General features: G+C 60.0%; 16 protein-coding genes. 4 read left to right on the top strand and 12 right to left on the bottom strand.

Annotated elements, in window-relative coordinates; translation table 11 throughout:
• Positions 1-17 precede the first annotated feature (17 nt).
• The 4 genes from PRJ_RS06255 to PRJ_RS06270 form a co-directional block, all read right to left on the bottom strand.
• Positions 18-989: a TRAP transporter substrate-binding protein gene (locus PRJ_RS06255; RefSeq protein WP_010952323.1), complete on the bottom strand. Its 972-nt coding sequence runs from the start codon at positions 987-989 to the stop codon at positions 18-20.
• Between the two features lie 64 nt (positions 990-1,053).
• The gene (locus PRJ_RS06260; protein WP_104960951.1) at positions 1,054-1,935 is read right to left on the bottom strand and encodes an SMP-30/gluconolactonase/LRE family protein; all 882 of its coding nucleotides are present in this window, start codon (positions 1,933-1,935) and stop codon (positions 1,054-1,056) included.
• 22 nt (positions 1,936-1,957) lie between these two features.
• Positions 1,958-2,764 (bottom strand): NAD(P)-dependent oxidoreductase, encoded by an 807-nt coding sequence (locus PRJ_RS06265; protein WP_104960952.1) that lies wholly within the window; start codon positions 2,762-2,764, stop codon positions 1,958-1,960.
• A 683-nt stretch (positions 2,765-3,447) separates the two neighbouring features.
• Positions 3,448-4,686 (bottom strand): OprD family porin, encoded by a 1,239-nt coding sequence (locus tag PRJ_RS06270; RefSeq protein ID WP_104960953.1) that lies wholly within the window; start codon positions 4,684-4,686, stop codon positions 3,448-3,450.
• Positions 4,687-5,504: 818 nt separating this feature from the next.
• On the opposite strand from PRJ_RS06270, the gene PRJ_RS06275 reads away from it, so the two are divergent.
• A complete protein-coding gene (locus tag PRJ_RS06275) occupies positions 5,505-5,744 on the top strand; it encodes a type II toxin-antitoxin system RelB/DinJ family antitoxin (RefSeq protein WP_064492302.1) in 240 nt (79 codons plus the stop codon).
• A complete protein-coding gene (locus PRJ_RS06280; RefSeq protein WP_104960954.1) occupies positions 5,734-6,012 on the top strand; it encodes a type II toxin-antitoxin system RelE/ParE family toxin in 279 nt (92 codons plus the stop codon). Before PRJ_RS06275 ends, PRJ_RS06280 begins: the two co-directional genes overlap by 11 nt.
• Before the next feature lie 310 nt (positions 6,013-6,322).
• Here the strand turns inward: PRJ_RS06280 and PRJ_RS06285 are convergent, their stop codons facing one another.
• The 8 genes from PRJ_RS06285 to PRJ_RS06315 all read right to left on the bottom strand — a co-directional run bounded on the left by PRJ_RS06285 (position 6,323) and on the right by PRJ_RS06315 (position 15,070).
• Positions 6,323-6,652: a hypothetical protein gene (locus tag PRJ_RS06285; RefSeq protein ID WP_223843555.1), complete on the bottom strand. Its 330-nt coding sequence runs from the start codon at positions 6,650-6,652 to the stop codon at positions 6,323-6,325.
• A gap of 426 nt (positions 6,653-7,078) precedes the next feature.
• Positions 7,079-7,813: a zeta toxin family protein gene (locus PRJ_RS06290; RefSeq protein WP_104960955.1), complete on the bottom strand. Its 735-nt coding sequence runs from the start codon at positions 7,811-7,813 to the stop codon at positions 7,079-7,081.
• Positions 7,800-8,063 carry a hypothetical protein gene (locus PRJ_RS06295; protein ID WP_021784483.1) on the bottom strand — a complete coding sequence of 88 codons (264 nt, stop codon included), beginning with the start codon at positions 8,061-8,063 and terminating at the stop codon, positions 7,800-7,802. The genes PRJ_RS06290 and PRJ_RS06295 overlap by 14 nt, the downstream gene beginning before the upstream one ends.
• Positions 8,064-8,403: 340 nt before the next feature.
• Positions 8,404-8,940, bottom strand: a complete 537-nt coding sequence (locus tag PRJ_RS06300) for a Bro-N domain-containing protein (protein ID WP_104960956.1) — start codon at positions 8,938-8,940, stop codon at positions 8,404-8,406.
• 421 nt (positions 8,941-9,361) lie between these two features.
• Positions 9,362-10,078: a hypothetical protein gene (locus PRJ_RS29785; protein ID WP_147429954.1), complete on the bottom strand. Its 717-nt coding sequence runs from the start codon at positions 10,076-10,078 to the stop codon at positions 9,362-9,364.
• Between the two features lie 150 nt (positions 10,079-10,228).
• The gene (locus PRJ_RS06310; protein WP_003254823.1) at positions 10,229-11,479 is read right to left on the bottom strand and encodes a ribonucleotide-diphosphate reductase subunit beta; all 1,251 of its coding nucleotides are present in this window, start codon (positions 11,477-11,479) and stop codon (positions 10,229-10,231) included.
• A gap of 440 nt (positions 11,480-11,919) precedes the next feature.
• A complete protein-coding gene (locus PRJ_RS30285; RefSeq protein WP_003254821.1) occupies positions 11,920-12,051 on the bottom strand; it encodes a hypothetical protein in 132 nt (43 codons plus the stop codon).
• Between the two features lie 139 nt (positions 12,052-12,190).
• Positions 12,191-15,070 (bottom strand): ribonucleoside-diphosphate reductase subunit alpha, encoded by a 2,880-nt coding sequence (locus PRJ_RS06315; protein WP_003254820.1) that lies wholly within the window; start codon positions 15,068-15,070, stop codon positions 12,191-12,193.
• Between the two features lie 1,225 nt (positions 15,071-16,295).
• On the opposite strand from PRJ_RS06315, the gene PRJ_RS06325 reads away from it, so the two are divergent.
• Together PRJ_RS06325 and PRJ_RS06330 are read left to right on the top strand one after the other, a co-directional pair.
• Positions 16,296-16,994, top strand: coding sequence for a response regulator transcription factor (locus PRJ_RS06325; RefSeq protein WP_019438844.1), 699 nt, complete (start codon positions 16,296-16,298; stop codon positions 16,992-16,994).
• On the top strand, positions 16,991-18,598 hold the full coding sequence (locus PRJ_RS06330) for an ATP-binding protein (protein WP_104960957.1): 1,608 nt from the start codon (positions 16,991-16,993) through the stop codon (positions 18,596-18,598). Before PRJ_RS06325 ends, PRJ_RS06330 begins: the two co-directional genes overlap by 4 nt.
• The last annotated feature ends 2 nt before the right edge of the window (positions 18,599-18,600 follow it).

An 18,600-nucleotide genomic window follows, 5' to 3' on the forward strand; every position in this document is an offset into this window, starting at 1 on the left:
TTCAGAAAGGGGCGCGGTTACTGGACAGCGTCGATACGCTTCATCAAGTCGGCGTACTGCGCGCCGTATTTTTCGCGTACCGAAGCGGTGGCGTCGTAGAACGGCTTCTTGTCGACGGTAATGAACTCGACACCGGCGGCCTTGAGCTTCTCTTCGCTGGCGGCGGACTTGGCGTCCCACAGCGCGCGCTCTTCCATCTGTGCTTCACGCGCAACCTTCTTCACCAACGCCTGCTGCTCGGGGCTGAGCTTGTTCCAGGTGGTCTTGGACATCACTACCGGCTCCGGGAGGATCAGGTGACCCGTGAGTGTGTAGTACTTGGCGCTCTGGAAGTGGTTGTGCTCAAGCAGCGTGGGCGGGTTGTTCTCGGCGCCATCGATCACGCCAGTCTGCAGGGCGCTGAAGATTTCTCCGGTGTCCATGGCGATGCCGTTGCCGCCCATGGCGTTCATCATGTCGATGAACAGCGGGTTGCCCTGTACGCGAATCTTCATGCCTTTGAGGTCTTCCAGGCTGCGCACCGGCTTTTTCGTGTAGATGCTGCGCGAGCCGCCATCCATCCAGGCCAGGGCCACCAGGTTGAAATCGGAATTGGTGATCTTGTCGAGGATTTCCTGGCCGATCTCGCCGTCGATAATCTTGCGCATGTGATCATGGTCGCGGAACACGAACGGCATGTTGAATACGTTCACATCCGGCACCACCGGGCCGACGATCCCCAAGCTGACACGGGTCATCTGCACGGCACCGATCTGTGCCTGTTCGATCACTTCCTTCTCAGAACCCAGAACGCCGCCGGCGAACATCTTGAAGGTGATTTCGCCATTGCTGGCGTCTTCCAGCTTTTTACCCATGTTCTGTTCGGCGACTACGGTCGGGTACCCGGCCGGGTGAATCTCGGCGAACTTGATGTCCAGTGCCGAGGCGGGCATGGCCACGCTGAAGGCGAACGGGAGTACGGCAAGAAGCAGCTTGCGTTTGAACGTCATGGTGAAACTCCGTGGTTTTTATTATCCGGTTTCGGGCGTGCAAGTGTGGGTGTGGCAGTGGGGCTCAGCCCCGGTAGGCAGGTTCCTCCAGGCCCTTGGTGCCAGGGTTGAGGGCAAATACCCCGCCAGCCAGTGGCTGGTCGCCGAGGTCGATGCCCGCGGGGCGAATCGAGGTGACGTACAGGGTGTCGAGGTTGGCGCCACCAAAGGCGCACATGGCCGGCTTTTTCACCGGCACGCTGAGCGAGCGGTCGAGGCGCCCGTCAGGAGTGAAGCGGTGAACCTGCCCGGCGTCGTTGCCGCAGATCCAGTAGCAGCCATCCTGGTCGATCGCGGCGCCGTCGGGGCGCCCTGGGTAGCCGCGCATGTCGACGAACAGCCGCTTGTTGTGCGGCGTGCCGCTGTCGGTGTCGTAGTCGAAGGCCCACACCTTCTGCACGTTGGGGTGCGAGTCGGACAGGTACATGCGCTTGCCGTCGGGGCTGAACGCCAGGCCATTGGGCACGATCATGCCGTCCTGCTGCAGGTGCAGGTGGCCTTCGCCGTCATGCCGGTACAGCGCGCCCACGTGGGCACCTTGCTGCATGTCCAGCAGCATGGTCCCGGCCCAGAAGCGGCCCTGACGGTCGCAGCGGCCATCGTTGAAGCGCATGCCGGCCTGGGCGTGCTGCACGTTGCTGAGCAGCCGGCTGTCGAGGCTGCCGTCCGCCTTGGCCTGGAGCTGGAAAATGCCGCTTTCCATACCCGCAACCCAGCCCTGACCGCTGCGGGCGATGCAGGCCAGCATCTCGTCGCCCTGCCAGCACTGGTGTTTGCCATCGGCCGCTTGCCAGCGATGCAATTGGCGAGCGGGAATGTCTACCCAGTACAGGGCCTGTTCACCGGGGTGCCACACAGGGCTTTCGCCGGTACCGTTGCGGGCGTCGACGATCAGTTCGCAGTTCATGGCCGTGCCTCCTGGCGAGGGGTCAGTTGAACGGGCCGGCCACGGCGAAAGCGCCGCCCTGGTAGACCATGCTCGGGTCATCGGCGGCGGGTGCCGGTTGGGCCTCCACGGCTGCGCGGAAGGTTTCGGAGCTGTCCTTGGGTACATAGCTCAGGTGCGCGGCATGGCGGTTGTCCCACCACACGGTGCGATTGTCGGAGGCGCCGTAGACGATGGTGTGGCCAACCCCGGGGGTGAACAGCCCGCGTTCGATCAACTGCACCAGGTCGTCGTAACTGAGCCAGGTGCAGAGCATGCGCAGGTTTTGTGGCTGCGGGAACGACGAGCCGATGCGAATGCTGACGGTCTCGATGCCGTAGCGGTCAAAGTAGAAGCTGGCCACATCTTCGCCGTAGCACTTGGACAGCCCGTAATAGCTATCGGGCCGGCGCGGCGCGTGAGCGTCGATGCGCTCATCCTGGCGATAGAAACCGATGGTGTGGTTGGAGCTGGCGAAGATGATGCGCTTGACCCCGTGCTTGCGCGCCGCCTCGTACACGTGGAACACGCCGCAGATATTGGGGCCGAGAATCTCTTCGAAGGCGTGTTCGGTAGAAACCCCGCCAAAGTGGATGATGGCGTCTACGCCCTCGACCAGGGCATGCACCGCAGCCTTGTCGGCCAGGTCACAGGTAATGACTTCTTCATGCGGGCCCGCGGCCGGGGCCATGGGGCTGATGTCAGACAGGCGCAGGACCTCGGCGTAGCCTTGCAGGCGTTCGCGAAGGACCTTGCCCAGGCCGCCTGCGGCTCCGGTGAGCAGCAGGCGATTGAAGGGGGTAGTGGTCATGGCCGGCTCTTGTTGTTAGTTGTTGTAGGTTGTCGTATGACTTGGGTGATTATTGGCGGTGGTTCTGTGTGTTGTCAATGAGGCTTGGGCGGCTTTTGCCGGCCTTTTTGCGGGTAAAAAATGCGAAAGGCCTGCGCGGTCGCCCGTAGGAGCGGGTTTACCCGCGAAGAGGCCGGCCCCTGCTGGCCAATCTCCACCCGCCGTTCACCGTCTCCGCCGCCACCGTATTCGCGGGTAAACCCGCTCCTACACACATCGGTGGTTGGGCACGGGCCGCCGTAGGAGCGGGTTTACCCGCGAAAGGGCCGGCCCTGCTGGCCAATCCCCACCCGCCATTCACCGTCGCAGCCACCACCGTATTCGCGGGTAAACCCGCTCCTACACCTGATCAATGGTGGACACACATCGGAGGTTGACTGAGGCCGCTGTAGGAGCGGGTTTACCCGCGAAAGGGCCGGCCCTGCTGGCCAATCCCCACCCGCCATTCACCGTCGCAGCCACCACCGTATTCGCGGGTAAACCCGCTCCTACACCTGATCAATGGTGGACACACATCGGAGGTTGACTGAGGCCGCTGTAGGAGCGGGTTTACCCGCGAAAGGGCCGGCCCTGCTGGCCAATCCCCACCCGCCATTCACCGTCGCCGCCGCCACCGTATTCCCGGGTAAACCCGCATTTCTTGATCAGAGCAACGACAGCGGATAGTTGAAGATCAACCGGTTCTCATCAAACTCGTTATTGCTGTAATCCCGGCGAATCGACGAGTTACGCCATTTCACGCTCAAATCCTTGAACGCCCCGCTCTGGATCACATACGCAAGCTCCGTTTCACGCACCCACTCCTTGCCATCGGTCACGCCCCCGCTGTGCACATCGTGCCCGCTGATGTAGCGGTTCATCAGGGTCAGCCCCGGTACCCCGACGGTGACGAAGTTGAAGTCATGGCGCACCTGCCACGAACGCTCGTTGGCATTGTCGAAGCTGGAGTTGTAACTGTCGTTGGCCAAGGTCCCGCCACTGGTGCCGTTCACCCGCATCCAGGTATCACCATCGACTTTCTGCAGCCCCACCCAGAAGGTGCTGCCGCCGTACTTGGCCGAGAACATCCCCGAGTAGGTCTTGTTATCCAGTTCACCAGCGCGCCTGGAGCCGTCGTCATCGCCATGGAAGTAGCCGAGGTTCGCACCCAGGGTCCAGTCACCCACCGGCTGGCTGTGGCTCAGTTGCAGGTATTGCTGCTGGTACACGTCCTTCAGCACCGCATTCCACAGCCCCACCAGCGTGCGGTCCTGGTTGAACTTGTACTCGCCGCCGACGAAGTTGAAACGGTCCGACACGCCGCCGCCGTAGCTCATGTCTTCCATGCTCGCGTCGTTACGCGGGCTGTTGCCGCGGAACTGGCCGCCGTACAGGGTCAGCCCTGCGATTTCGTTGGAGGTCACCTGCCCGCCACGAAATGTTTGCGGCAACGAACGCCCGTCGTCCGAACGCAGAATCGGCAGCACCGGCATCCATTCACCGATCTTCAGTTCGGTCTTGGAAATACGCGCCTTGCCCGCCACTGCCAGGCGCCCGTAATCGTCGGCTGGCCGGCCATCGTCATGGCGAGGCAGCAACGCCGTACCATAAGTGCCGCCACCACCGTCGAGCTTGACCGACCACATCCCCAGCACATCCACGCCGAAGCCGATTGGCCCTTCTGTGAACCCCGAGCGGGCGTCGAGGATGAAGCTTTGCGTCCACTCCTCGGCCTTGCTTTGCGGGTTGCTGGGGTTGGTGAAGTTGCGGTTGATGTAGAAGTTGCGCAACCCGAGGGTGGCCTTGCTGTCTTCGACAAATCCCGCAGCCAGGCTGGTGCCCGGCAGGCCGGCGATAACCCCGGCGCCAAGCAGGGCGAAGGGCAGGGTGTGGCAGATTTTCATTATTGTTGTGCTCCCTAAGGGTGTGGCAGCCCGTCCACCGGGCACGCGCAAGCGGCCTGCGGCAGGGGCGGGTAGATAACGGGCCGGTCAGGGCCAGGGGTGAATGCGCGGTAACCGGGCGCTACGTACTGGCTGGTGTACGCGAGCTGGCCGGGGGAAGAGGGGTGTGCAACAGGTGCGGGTGCAGCGGGATGGGTGTCGACATGGGTTCGTCCACGGATTGTTGTTTTTGTTATGTGTTGTCGTACAACTATGGGCGATTATTAGCAAGGGGAAGGTGGGCTGTCAACGGCTGATAGCTGAGTAATAAGGATCCAAGGACGCGAAATCCGGGCTGCAGAAGCTCTACCGTGGACTCTGTACAGACATACTACGACTGGGGCTCTCGCGCCGTACGCGATCCTCTGTGCGGGCATGCCCCCATTGCCTGCCTCGCACCTCAAACCGGGGACATGGTTTACAAATCAAATCGAATCAGCAGTGGTCCCATCCGCGAGCATGCGCTATCTTCAGATCTGGCCTCGCCCTCGACCACTCAGACTGGCATGTCCAGTCCCGGCATCCTCGTTGGTGCCGTACCCCTCCTGTCGGCGTGGGCGAGGCCTCTTCCTTTTCCGCAACGCTTCCCGGTTAAGATCGAGCGCTCCCTGGCGCCACGGCCGCCAGCTATCTTGGCAAATCTCCCGTGCTACGCGATTCCCTGGGTGGCCTTGTGCCGCGAAAGGGCCGCACAGCGGCCCCGGCAAACAATCCATCATTGCAGAATCACCAAGATCAGTGCGCTGTAATGACAGTCGTCTTTACATGAGGGCCAAGCCATGGCTTCCATCAACATCCGCGTCGACGATGATCTCAAAGCCCGCGCCTACAAAGAGCTCGAGCGCCTCGGTGTAACCCCCTCCGAGCTCATGCGGCAGGCTCTGCAATATGTCGCTGAGCGGGGCAAGCTACCCTTCAGGCCAGTCCTTATGACCGAGGAAGATGAAGACCTCATTGCGACCGTACAAGAGCGTCTTGGTTCTCCGCAGCGCGTGAGGGTCCAGCTGGATGACCTATAGCCTCGACTTCGATGCCCGCGCATTGAAGGAGTGGAAGAAGCTGGGCGATACCGTGCGTCAGCAGTTCAAGAAGAAACTGGCAGAGGTCCTGCTGAAATCTCGAATCGAGGCAAACCGCCTTCACTCGCTGCCAGATTGCTACAAAATAAAGCTTCGCAGCAGTGGGTACAGGCTGGTCTATCAGGTCATTGACCAAGAGATCGTGGTTCTTGTCGTCGCTGTCGATCGTCGTGAGCGGGACCAAGCTCACAAAAAGGCTGCTGAGTGACTTGAGTGGGCCTATAGGGTTTGGCAGCCCCAGGCCAAAATCTCAAGGTAAAACACCGCCTCAAAGCTAGAGCTGTGCTTCGGTGGGAGCGGGCGTGCCCGCGAAGAATCCGACTCGGTGAATGGCACCGGCTTCGCCGGTGTTCGCGACGGTTCAACGCCTCGATGAACCCACACAGGTCCCCCATCAGCCCAGAGGGCTCATTGCCAAGTCAGGCAGACCAGCTTGCTAGGTAACGCCGGCAAACTGCGATCTCTGTAGGAGCGGGTTTGAACCCGCGAAGAGGCCAGCACAGGCAACACAATGCCCGCTAAACCCCATGCATCCGCAGCGCCCGCTGCGCACACTCCCGCCAACTCAACTTGCGCTTCTCCACCGGCCCCTGCAGCTCCACTTCCCCAGCCAGCACCACCGGCATATCCCGCATCTTCACCCAAGGCTCACTCTGCCAATACAACAACGTAGCGCTGCGTCCACCAGGCCAGCACATCCGCCCCAGCCTCGGCGCATCGTCCGCCCCATCTGCCTGAATATCACGCAGTACCGCTACCACTTCATGTGTCAGCCACCGGCGCAAATGGCGGTTCTCCGGCACATGATGATGAGCTAACAAGGTATAGGCCCCGGACTCGCTGACCATGGTGGTCTCCTGGTACTTGCCATAGCGCAGCAGTTACACCGTGCGGTACTGATCCGGGTCGAGCTTGCGCATGCAGTGTTCGTCGAAGAAATGACCGCTCAGCCGGCCGAGTTCGTGGGCGCAGAACCAGGCTTGGGATTCGAGCCAGAGGGTGTGGAGAGGACATGGTTTACAAATTCAATCCAATCGCCTGTGGACCGGCCGCAACCCTGCGCTATTTTCAGATCTGGCCTCGCCCTCGACCACGTAGACTGGCATGTCCAGTCCCGGCACCTCGTTGTGCCGTACCCCTCTTGTCGGCGTGGGCGGGGCCTCTTTTTTTGCGGAGCGACTGACCGGATGAGATCGAGCGCTCCCTAGCTCCAGCAGTTCATGCAAGAAAGCAGAAGCTGTGCCGTCGCACTCCTCTTGCCTTCAGCCAGTTCATCAAGATTCCCAAACCCGGCTCAGGTAGGCGTTGATGAACCAATCTGGCATGTCGTCCTGATGAAACTCCAGCGTGGCGCCATCAGTAATCTCTGCAAGAAAGACAGACTCATCTCCGGAGTTATCGAAAATATAAGCCCGATTTGCTGCGGAAATGGCCTCTGGAAGCAGTGAGAGTGTTCGAGCATAGCGCTGGGTAATTTTGTCTCTCGGGACGTCATGCCCGCCATCATCGACCCGGTTTGCTACCCGAAGAATATTGATCTGCGGTGAATCGGTGGCTACGAAATACAGGTAGGTCCGGTAGCCCATCTGCTGAGCCGTTTCCATGAATCGAACCTTCTCCGAAGAGGACATCACTGTCTCGAACGTGAAGCTGATTCTGCGTTCGAGCAATTGATGGCGGATGAGGTCTGCAATGACTGCAGCGTGGTAGGAATTTACATCCACGCCTCGGAATTCGATTTTTTGGCCTACGAGTGTTAGCCGGCCTGCGCTCTCCTGCAGTCCTGCCCTTATGATCAATGGATGCTGGGTGAGATAGGTCCGTAATGCCTGCTCGGTGAGCTCAAGACCATAATCACTCAGGTCGATGAACCCTGTCGTTTTGGCAGACTTTTCAAGTTCATCAGCATTGACGTAAAGGTTGACCAGCCGAGCTGGAATCTGGTCCTTGATGGTGCTTTTGCCAGACCCATTAGGGCCGGCAAAAACGCGAAGCTTAGGCGCGCCCACTGAGCTTGCGCACGGTGAAGCGCTGTCCGGTCTTCACCTTCAGGCTCGGTTTGGTTTCTGCAAGCACTTCAACATGGCCATCAGCGTGGGTTGCGATGATGTGGTTGTTGTCGACAGTGACAACCGTATGCCCCGCTGCAACAGCCCGGAAATACGCAAGGCGTGTAGCAGCTGCAGCCATCTCTGGGATCTGGTTCTCCAGATTCTCGATAGCCTCGTCGCTAAGCTGGTTTTCGCGCAAGGTTGCCATAGCTTTTCCTGGTTCGATCACACGCGTAGATTGATTGCTCATCAGTGTAATAGCCCTGGCAGATAACCAGAAGGCCGCGAGTGTGGTTTTTGCGGGCAGTGTTGAATCAAAATCCTACAAAAGCAGCATAGCTTGCCCAAAAAGGGCCGCAAAACGGCCCCGATTGGCTCACTGACTGGCAGTAGACTGATCCCGCTCCCACTGGTTCTGCAATAGCCGGAACCGCGTATTAGCAGAGCACGCAAACGCTGTTTAGGCTAACGGAATCAGTCCAGGCATCCGAGTTCGGTGTGGGAGCGGGTTCACCCGCGAAAGGGTCAGAACAGACAAAAATCGCCCGCTAAACCCCATGCATCCGCAGCGCCCGCTGCGCACACTCGCGCCAACTCAATTTGCGCTTCTCCACCGGCCCCGGCAGCTCAACTTCCCCAGCCAGCACCACCGGCATATCCCGCATCCTCACCCAAGGCTCACTCTGCCAATAAAGCAACGTCGCACTCCGCCCACCAGGCCAGCACATCTGCCCCAGCCGGGGCGCATCGCCTGCCCCGTCAGCCTGAGCATCACGCAGCACCGCCACCACCTCATGCGTCAGCCACCAGCGCAAATGGCGGTTCTCCGGCACATGGTGATGCGCCAACAAGGTATAGGCCCCGGACTCACTGACCATGGTGGTCTCCTGGTACTTGCCATAGCGCAGCAGTTGCACTGTGCGGTACTGATCCGGGTCGAGCTTGCGCATGCAGTGTTCGTCGAAGAAGTGACCGCTCAGCCGGCCGAGTTCGTGGGCGCAGAACCAGGCTTGGGATTCGAGCCAGAGGGTGTGGAGAGGGCGGTTGTGGCGGATGAAGAGAGAGGGTTTTTGAAGGTCAGTCATGGCTGGCCTCCGTGGTCCTTTGAGCATGGCACAGGCGAGACGCATGTGCGAAAAGCCTGTAACTATCGGATTTGACGGGCATTTCCATTACCTCTACGTGATTACAGCTTTCTTAGGGCTGGGTGTCGGGAGCTAAGAAATCCCACGTAGCGGACCGGACGTATTCCCCTTGCGGGTCTTGTATTAGTCCGCTCCCGACATAACACGTTTTCTGCGCGCAGGATTAAACCACAGGCAAAAAAAAGCCGCATCTGTCGGGGCGGATTGACCGCTACGTGAGGCGTTTCTTAGGCGCCGATAAAAAAGGTAATTCCATCAGGCGAAGCCGTCAAACAAAAAAGCTGTAGTCCATGTCTGAAATTGTCTCATCGATACCTATTTTTCGGTTTGGTTTTGATCGCTTCGATAGCAGTGGATAAGCTTAGGACTCAGTTTCTAAATTTGAACTGGATGAGCGCTCAATCAACGTGCCTGATTTTCCATAGGTGACAAATTCAAAGTTTGCGGTTCCAATCGCCTTGATTTCTGTTTTTGCTCGCTTGTCAAGATCTTGCTTGACTAGGGAGTTTACTTTTTCAATCTCGGCTTCAGTCTCGTCTATCGTTTTTCTTAAGGCTTCAAAAGCACTGCCTAAAACAGGAATTTTCCCCAGTTCTACCCATAGATAGTTGTTCAAGAAACTGGTTAAGAACGCCCAGGCACCGTTGACTGAAAAGTAGGAGCCGCTGCTGCATTTCTTAATTGTAGATATGACCTTTGCGAGAGCCTCAATCATACTGAGGCTGTCAACATCCCCGCTATCCTTTATGCTTTCCAGTATTTTTACTATTTCTGAGAATAGCTCGGGCAGTCTGCTTTCTTTTCTGTAAAGTTCGAAGACACCGTCGAAGTCTATAGCTGAGCTTTTGTTGTCGTTAATGTTCCAAGTGTGTTCATTGAGAGAAGGAAGTGTCGGGATTAAGCTTTGTAGTAGTACAGAGCTTCTCCAATTCGGTCCTAACTGGCCACTGATATAGTGTATTATGCTATGTAACCAGTTTGGTACATCAGTAGAGGGAATTACGAGCTTCAGGTTTTCGGCCGCGGAAAGTGCTTCTTGAGCGGCTTTCTTTTTGGTGCCTAAATCCTCGCTTGCCAATGCTTTAAGGAGGTGGGCTACCTTGCTTTTAAGTTCATTGTGCCTTTCATTGAGTAGCTATTAAAAATAGATCGATCATGCTGTTCGACAATTTTGGCCTCGATTTATTTTCTCAACAAAAAAGGCTGCCTTTCGGCAGCCCTTTGGAGATCAGTCCCAGCTCAACGCACCACCCGTCTGATACTCAATCACCCGCGTCTCAAAGAAGTTCTTCTCCTTCTTCAAGTCCATGATCTCGCTCATCCAAGGGAACGGGTTGGTAGTCCCCGGATATTCTTCTTTCAGACCAATCTGGGTCAAACGACGGTTGGCGATGAACTTGAGGTAATCCTCCATCATCGCTGCGTTCATGCCCAATACGCCGCGTGGCATGGTGTCTCGGGCGTATTCGATCTCCAGCTGGGTCCCTTGCAGGATCATCTGGGTCGCTTCTTCCTTCATCGCCGCATCCCACAGGTGCGGGTTTTCGATCTTGATCTGGTTGATCACGTCGATACCGAAGTTCAGGTGCATCGACTCGTCACGCAGGATGTACTGGAACTGCTCGGCAACGCCAGTCATCTTGTTGCGGCGGCCCATGGACAGGATCTGGGTGAAGCCGCAGTAGAAGAAGATGCCTTCCAGGACGCAGTAGTAGGCGATCAGGTTGCGCAGCAGCTCTTTGTCGGTTTCGACGGTGCCGGTGTTGAATTCCGGGTCGGAGATGGCGCGGGTGTACTTCAGGCCCCAGGCGGCTTTTTTAGCGACCGACGGGATCTCGTGGTACATGTTGAAGATCTCGCCTTCATCCATGCCCAGCGACTCGATGCAGTACTGGTAGGCGTGGGTGTGGATCGCCTCTTCGAAGGCCTGGCGCAGAATATACTGGCGGCACTCCGGGTTGGTGATCAGGCGGTACACGGCCAGGGCCAGGTTGTTGGCAACCAGCGAGTCGGCAGTGGAGAAGAAGCCGAGGTTGCGCATGACGATGCGGCGTTCGTCTTCGGTCAGGCCGTCCTGGCTCTTCCACAGGGCGATGTCGGCGGTCATGTTGACCTCTTGCGGCATCCAGTGGTTGGCGCAGCCGTCCAGGTACTTCTGCCAGGCCCAGTCGTACTTGAACGGTACCAGCTGGTTGAGGTCGGCGCGGCAGTTGATCATGCGCTTTTCATCTACTGCAACGCGGGCCGAGGAGCCTTCCAGCTCGGCCAGGCCTTCGGCAACGTCAAGGGCGTCGAGGGCAGCCTTTGCACGTTTGACGGCTTCGGAGTCAGAAGCGGTGGCCGCACGGGCCTCCAAGGCGGCGGCACCACCGGCGCTGTCGAGCTTGTCGAGGGTGGCGGCGGCAGCGGCCTGCGCAGGGGTGTTGCCTTTGGCGGCTACTTCGCCGTCTTCTTTGTCGAATTCGTCCCAGCTCAGCATGGTTTGGCTCCTGCTTGAGGGTCGCCCAGAGGCAACCGGTTGGATTTTAAGAATGTGATGCCTGACGCAAGGCCGTAATGGCGAATGGGCAGCTCGAGAGGCTGACTCTCGTTTACATCTGAATGTGTTCTGGCTTGTACCTGGCCAGGCCTCTGGGAGGGGCCAGGACAATTGAATAGGTGCTCTTTTCAGAGGGCGCAAAGTATACCGGAATTCACCTTCGATCGGGGCGCGTGTCTTGCCGGCGAGGGTAACTTTTTTGACCGGTTTGGCGTGCGTCCGTTCACGAAGCGGGTGGCTTCTTCTACGGGGGGAGAGTGTAGCGCCAACCTATATGTTGTGCCAGTTTAAATTTTAAGGCACATCATATGGTGTTTCTGAGGGCTGTATTGGCGGAATCGGCCTCACCGCGGGCTTGCCGGAGATGAGGCCAGCTACCACTAGCTACGGTGGGTGTACAGCGTTTCGACAATGTGTGTCTTGGGGTGCTTGCGTGCCTGTTCCACCGAGGTGAAACGGCCGGTTTCGGCGTTGCGACCAATCTTGCGAGATGCCAGTTTTTTCCGCGCCATGGGCTTACATCCTTTTTTGAGAGGTCCTGTTCTTTTACCGAGCTGCGTGAACAGTGGGCAAAGGGCAAGGTTTCTCTGAGGCGCGGATACAAAAATGCCGCGCGGGGCACCCGTAGGCACCCCGCACGGCATTCAGGCCTTACTGGCAGGCTTCGCAGTCAGGCTCGTCGATCGCGCAGGCCTTCGGCACTGGCGCTGGGCCGGCTGCCTGGACCGGGGCGCTGTCGCCACCGCTGGAAACGGCGTTGAGCTTGCCGGTGTTGATGGTCGACTTCTCGGTGCTGGTGGCGGCCAGGGCACGGAGGTAGTAGGTGGTTTTCAGGCCACGGTACCAGGCCATGCGGTAGGTCACGTCCAGCTTCTTGCCCGAGGCGCCGGCGATGTACAGGTTCAGAGACTGCGCCTGGTCGATCCACTTCTGGCGACGGGAAGCAGCGTCGACAATCCACTTGGTCTCGACTTCGAACGCAGTGGCGTACAGGTCTTTCAGCTCTTGCGGGATACGCTCGATCTGCTGTACCGAACCGTCGTAGTACTTCAGGTCGTTGATCATGACCGAGTCCCACAGGTCGCGGGCCTTGAGGTCGCGAACCAGGTACGGGTTGATCACGGTGAATTCGCCCGACAGGTTCGATTTCACGTACAGGTTCTGGTAGGTAGGCTCGATCGACTGCGACACGCCGGTGATGTTGGCGATGGTCGCGGTTGGCGCGATGGCCATGATGTTCGAGTTACGAATACCTTTCTGCACGCGGGCACGTACCGGCGCCCAGTCCAGGGTTTCTTCCAGGTTGACGTCGATGTACTTCTGGCCACGGGCCTCGATCAGGATCTGTTGCGAATCCAGCGGCAGGATGCCCTTGGACCACAGCGAACCCTGGAAGGTCTCGTAGGCGCCGCGTTCATCGGCCAGGTCGCAAGAAGCCTGGATGGCGTAGTAGCTGACCGCTTCCATCGACTTGTCGGCAAACTCGACGGCAGCATCGGAGCCGTAAGGAATGTGCTGCAGGTACAGCGCATCCTGGAAGCCCATGATGCCCAGGCCGACCGGACGGTGCTTGAAGTTCGAGTTACGCGCTTGCGGCACCGAGTAGTAGTTGATGTCGATCACGTTGTCGAGCATGCGCACAGCGGTGTTCACGGTGCGTTGCAGCTTGGTGGTGTCCAGCTTGCCATCGACGATGTGGTTCGGCAGGTTGATCGAGCCCAGGTTGCAGACTGCGATCTCGTCCTTGTTGGTGTTCAGGGTGATCTCGGTGCACAGGTTCGAGCTGTGGACCACGCCCACGTGCTGCTGCGGCGAACGCAGGTTGCACGGGTCCTTGAAGGTCAGCCATGGGTGGCCGGTCTCGAACAGCATCGACAGCATCTTGCGCCACAGGTCTTTGGCCTGGATGGTCTTGAACACCTTGATCTTGTTGTACTCGGTCAGGGCTTCGTAGTACTCGTAGCGCTCTTCGAAGGCCTTGCCGGTCAGGTCGTGCAGGTCTGGCACTTCCGAAGGCGAGAACAGGGTCCACTTGCCGTCATCGAAGACACGCTTCATGAACAGGTCAGGAATCCAGTTGGCGGTGTTCATGTCGTGGGTACGACGGCGGTCATCACCGGTGTTCTTGCGCAGCTCGATGAACTCTTCGATGTCCAGGTGCCAGGTTTCCAGGTAGGCACATACAGCGCCTTTGCGCTTGCCACCCTGGTTCACGGCAACGGCGGTGTCGTTGACCACTTTCAGGAACGGGACGACGCCCTGGGATTTACCGTTGGTGCCCTTGATGTACGAGCCCAGTGCACGGACCGGGGTCCAGTCGTTGCCCAGGCCGCCAGCGAATTTCGACAGCATGGCGTTGTCGTGGATCGCGTGGTAGATGCCCGACAGGTCGTCCGGCACGGTGGTCAGGTAGCAGCTGGACAGCTGCGGGCGCAGGGTACCGGCGTTGAACAGGGTCGGGGTCGAGGCCATGTAGTCGAACGACGACAACAGGTTGTAGAACTCGATCGCACGGGCTTCCTTGTCTTTCTCTTCCAGCGCCAGGCCCATCGCCACACGCATGAAGAACACCTGCGGCAGCTCGAAGCGCACGCCATCCTTGTGGATGAAGTAGCGGTCGTAAAGGGTCTGCAGGCCCAGGTAGGTGAACTGCTGGTCACGCTCGTGGTTGATTGCCTTGCCCAGTTTTTCCAGGTCGAAGTCGGCCAGGGCCGGGTTCAGCAGCTCGAACTCGATACCTTTGGCGACGTAGGCCGGCAGGGCCTTGGCGTACAGGTCAGCCATTTCGTGGTGGGTGGCGCTGTCGGCTACATTCAGGAAGCCCAGGCCTTCGGCGCGCAGGGTGTCCATCAGCAGGCGGGCGGTAACGAACGAGTAGTTCGGCTCGCGCTCCACCAGGGTACGGGCGGTCATTACCAGGGCGGTGTTGACGTCCTTGATGGCCACGCCGTCGTACAGGTTCTTCAGGGTTTCGCGCTGGATCAGGTCGCCATCGACTTCGGCCAGGCCTTCGCAGGCTTCGCTGATGATGGTGTTCAGGCGGGCCATGTCGAGCGGCGCCAGGCTGCCGTCAGCCAGGGTGATGCGGATGCTCGGGTGCGGCTCGACCACGGCGTCGGTGTTGGCGCGGGTGGCGCGTTCCTTGGCGCGCTGGTCGCGGTAGATCACGTAGTCGCGGGCAACTTTCTGCTCGCCGGCGCGCATCAGGGCCAGTTCGACCTGGTCCTGGATTTCTTCGATGTGGATGGTGCCACCCGATGGCATGCGACGCTTGAACGTGGCGGTAACCTGCTCGGTCAGGCGCGCAACGGTGTCGTGGATGCGCGACGAAGCGGCGGCAGTGCCGCCTTCAACTGCGAGGAACGCCTTGGTGATGGCGACGGTGATCTTGTCGTCGGTGTAAGGGACGACAGTGCCGTTACGCTTGATCACGCGCAGTTGGCCAGGGGCGGTGGCAGCCAGATCCTGGTTGGAATCGGCGGCCTGCGGCACCTTGGCCTGCGGGTTCTCGCGAGTTGTGTCGGTTTGCATGGGTGGGTGTCTCCACAATTTCTATATTGTTCAGGCGCCCTGGGGCGCCCACCGTTCCGTCCACTTGCTCGATGGCCTCGCGGGGATGCGTAATGCATGCGCATCCGCCCGCACGGGCGTACCGACTTCGGGACAGACTCAGGAATAAGGGGCAATGGCTTGCCGCTCCCTGGCCGAAGTCAAAGGTTCTGGGCGGTGCCCAAAATCTGTTGCTGATGGATGCCAGGCCTGGCCTGCAACACCCATGCCCGAACAAGGCCCTGGAAGGGCTTGCCTCGGTCGCCTCCGCAGGAGCGGTTTGGCTGCTGAAATCACTTCAAGTTCCGCCCGGAAAATCGCTTGATCTTGCGGGTTGACTTTTGTGTGTGATTTTGCACGAACCCCTATATCTAGTGGTTCGCTGCGATCGGGATACAAGATAATGCGGTATTGGGGGCTTTGCAAGGCAATCGCCTGTGGATAACGTGTGCGTACTTTGTGAGTGAATGGTGGGTATTCGCTGTAGGCCTTGTGCCAAGTGGTTTGCAGTATTTTTCTGCTTCGTGACGCCCTTGGGCAGTTTTTTTCGGGCGCGAACCCTATCACAAAAAACGGTTCAGTCGAGGGGGCGGTAGGGGCATGCCTGAAGATCCTGGTTCCCCCGCGCGCGGTCGCCTGTAGGAGCGGGTTTACCCGCGAGAGGGCCGAGCCTGCTGGCCAATCTCCACCCGCCGTTCACCGTTGCCACCGCCACCGTATTCGCGGGTAAACCCGCTCCTACGCCTGATCGAGGGTGGACACATGTCGGTGGTTGGGCACAGGCCGCCGTGTAGGAGCGGGTTCACCCGCGAAAGGGCCGGCCCTGCTGGCCAATTTCCACCCGCCGTTCACCGTTGCCGCCGCCACCGTATTCGCGGGTAAACCCGCTCCTACGCCTGATCAAGGGTGGACACATGTCGGTGGTTGGGCACAGGCCGCCGTGTAGGAGCGGGTTCACCCGCGAAAGGGCCGGCCCTACTGGCCATTTTCCATCCGCCGTTCACCGTTGCCGCCGCCACCGTATTCGCGGGTAAACCCGCTCCTACCACGGTGGTGGGCACACATCGGGGGTTGGACACAGGCCGTTGTAGCGAGCTTCGCTCGCGATACGCCGTGCGGGCGGCACTCGATCTCGCAGGCCCCACCCATCTACAGTCATACTCTCAGCTGCCCTGACACGATCCCAAGAACAAACAAGGCCAAAGTCATGGACCAAACCCTACCCCGCATCCTCATTGTCGAAGACGACCAGCGCCTGGCCGAGCTGACCGCCGAGTACCTGCAGGCCAACGGCTTCGAGGTCAGCGTGGAGGGTGATGGTGCCCGCGCCGCCCGGCGCATCATCGACAGCCAGCCCGACTTGGTCATCCTCGACCTGATGCTGCCCGGCGAGGACGGCCTGAGCATCTGCCGCCGGGTGCGCAGCCAGTACCAGGGGCCGATCCTCATGCTCACCGCGCGCAGCGATGAACTCGACCAGGTCCAGGGCCTGGACCTGGGCGCCGATGACTACGTCTGCAAACCCGTGCGCCCACGCTTGCTGCTGGCGCGTATCCAGGCCCTGCTGCGCCGCAGCGAAACCGTGGACAGCAAGCGCCAGGACCTGGCCTTCGGTGCGCTGCGTATCGACAACCGCCTGCGTGAGGCGCACCTGGGCGAGCAGTTGATCGAGCTGACCGGCGCCGAATTCGACCTGCTCTGGCTGTTGGCCAGCAACGCTGGCCGGGTGCTGACCCGTGAACAGATCTTCACCGCACTGCGTGGCGTGGGCTACGACGGCCAGGACCGCTCCATCGATATCCGCATCTCGAAAATCCGCCCCAAGATCGGCGATGACCCGCTTCAGCCGCGGTTGATCAAGACCCTGCGCAGCAAAGGCTACCTGTTCGTGGGCGAGGCGCCATGAACAATTCGATCTTCCTGCGCATCTACGGCGGCATGCTGGCCGTGCTGGTGCTGGTGGCCCTGCTTGGCGTGCTCAGCCTGCACCTGGTCAACGAAGTGCGCGCTGCCCAGCACCGCGAGGGCCTGGCCCAGGGCACTTTCAGCCTGATGGCCGACAACCTGGCAATGCAGAATGAAACCCAACGCAAGCGTTCGCTGCTGATCTGGGAACGCCTGCTTGGCGTGCCGTTGGCGCTGCAGCCGATGAGCGCACGCAGCCTTGACGGTGGCCAGCGGGCGCGCCTGTACCGTGGCCTGGTGGTGGTCGAGAAGATTGGCCCGCATGCGGCGCAAGTGCTACGCAAGGTGGGCCAGGAAGACCTGATGCTGGTCGCGCAGATCAAACAGATCAGCGAGCAGTTGGCGCGGGCCACCCTCTATCTATTGGCCGACGAATTGGTGCGCTACCCGGTAGCCGAACAGCAGCAGCGTCTGGCACAGATCAAGCAGGAAAAAGGCTTCGGCTTTGGCGTTGCCTTGCAACGTATCGAGCGGGTCAGCCTGGACGATGACCAGCGGCGCCGGGTGGAGGAGGGCGACACGGTGATGGCGCTGGGCAAGGATGGTGACTCGATCCGGGTGTTCGCCGGGCTGACGGGCTCGCCATGGGTACTGGAAATCGGCCCGCTGTACCAGCTCAACCCTTACCCGCCGCAGTTGCTGATCCTGATTGCCTTCCTGGGGCTGTGCCTGATCGGCCTGGTGGTCTACCTGCTGGTGCGTCAGCTGGAACGTCGTGTGTCGGGCCTGGAGATTGCTGCCACGCGCATCGCCCAGGGCAGCCTGGACACCCGCGTGCCGGCCGGCGACGCCGACTCGGTAGGGCGCCTGGCTGCTGCCTTCAATGGCATGGCCGAGCACCTGCAGCGCTCGCTGACCATGCAGCGCGAGCTGGTGCGAGCGGTGTCCCACGAGCTGCGCACGCCGGTGGCGCGCCTGCGCTTTGGCCTGGAGATGATCGAAAGCGCCACGACTGAACAGGTGCGGGCTAAGCATCTGGCGGGCATGGACGGGGATATTCAGGACCTCGACAAGCTGGTCGACGAGATGCTGACCTACGCCCGCCTGGAGCAGGGCGCACCGGCCTTGAAGTTCCAGCGGGTCGATCTGGATGCCTTGCTCGATCGGGTGATCGAAGAGCTGGCACCTTTGCGTGCCGAGGTGCGGGTTGTGCGCGGCGACTGCCAGGGCGCGGATGCCGAAGGCGCCTGGGTCGAGGCCGAGCCGCGCTACTTGCACCGGGCCTTGCAGAACCTTGTCGGCAATGCCATGCGCCATGCCGAGGGCGAAGTGCGCCTGAGCTATCAGCTGGGCCAGCAACGTTGCCGCATCGATGTGGAGGATGACGGCCCGGGGATCCCCGAGGGCTTCTGGGACCGCATCTTCACGCCCTTCACCCGCCTCGATGACAGCCGTACCCGTGCCTCGGGCGGGCACGGGTTGGGCTTGTCGATCGTACGGCGGATCATCTACTGGCACGCGGGCCGGGCCACGGTGGGCCGCAGCGAGGCGTTGGGCGGTGCCTGCTTCAGCCTGAACTGGCCAAGGCAGCAGGCACCGCTGTAAAG

The sequence above is a fragment of the Pseudomonas sp. XWY-1 genome (genome assembly GCF_002953115.1).
Lineage (GTDB): Bacteria > Pseudomonadota > Gammaproteobacteria > Pseudomonadales > Pseudomonadaceae > Aquipseudomonas > Aquipseudomonas alloputida.

Bases quoted from the DNA above. Each gene is read 5' to 3' on its own strand.
- PRJ_RS06330 (WP_104960957.1), top strand. From the start codon at position 16,991: ATGAACAATTCGATCTTCCTGCGCATCTACGGCGGCATGCTGGCCGTG.
- PRJ_RS06275 (WP_064492302.1), top strand. From the start codon at position 5,505: ATGGCTTCCATCAACATCCGCGTCGACGATGATCTCAAAGCCCGCGCC.
- PRJ_RS06310 (WP_003254823.1), bottom strand. From the start codon at position 11,479: ATGCTGAGCTGGGACGAATTCGACAAAGAAGACGGCGAAGTAGCCGCC.
- PRJ_RS06280 (WP_104960954.1), top strand. From the start codon at position 5,734: ATGACCTATAGCCTCGACTTCGATGCCCGCGCATTGAAGGAGTGGAAG.
- PRJ_RS06300 (WP_104960956.1), bottom strand. From the start codon at position 8,940: ATGACTGACCTTCAAAAACCCTCTCTCTTCATCCGCCACAACCGCCCT.
- PRJ_RS06315 (WP_003254820.1), bottom strand. From the start codon at position 15,070: ATGCAAACCGACACAACTCGCGAGAACCCGCAGGCCAAGGTGCCGCAG.
- PRJ_RS06260 (WP_104960951.1), bottom strand. From the start codon at position 1,935: ATGAACTGCGAACTGATCGTCGACGCCCGCAACGGTACCGGCGAAAGC.
- PRJ_RS06255 (WP_010952323.1), bottom strand. From the start codon at position 989: ATGACGTTCAAACGCAAGCTGCTTCTTGCCGTACTCCCGTTCGCCTTC.
- PRJ_RS06265 (WP_104960952.1), bottom strand. From the start codon at position 2,764: ATGACCACTACCCCCTTCAATCGCCTGCTGCTCACCGGAGCCGCAGGC.
- PRJ_RS30285 (WP_003254821.1), bottom strand. From the start codon at position 12,051: ATGGCGCGGAAAAAACTGGCATCTCGCAAGATTGGTCGCAACGCCGAA.
- PRJ_RS06270 (WP_104960953.1), bottom strand. From the start codon at position 4,686: ATGAAAATCTGCCACACCCTGCCCTTCGCCCTGCTTGGCGCCGGGGTT.
- PRJ_RS06295 (WP_021784483.1), bottom strand. From the start codon at position 8,063: ATGGCAACCTTGCGCGAAAACCAGCTTAGCGACGAGGCTATCGAGAAT.
- PRJ_RS06325 (WP_019438844.1), top strand. From the start codon at position 16,296: ATGGACCAAACCCTACCCCGCATCCTCATTGTCGAAGACGACCAGCGC.
- PRJ_RS06285 (WP_223843555.1), bottom strand. From the start codon at position 6,652: ATGGTCAGCGAGTCCGGGGCCTATACCTTGTTAGCTCATCATCATGTG.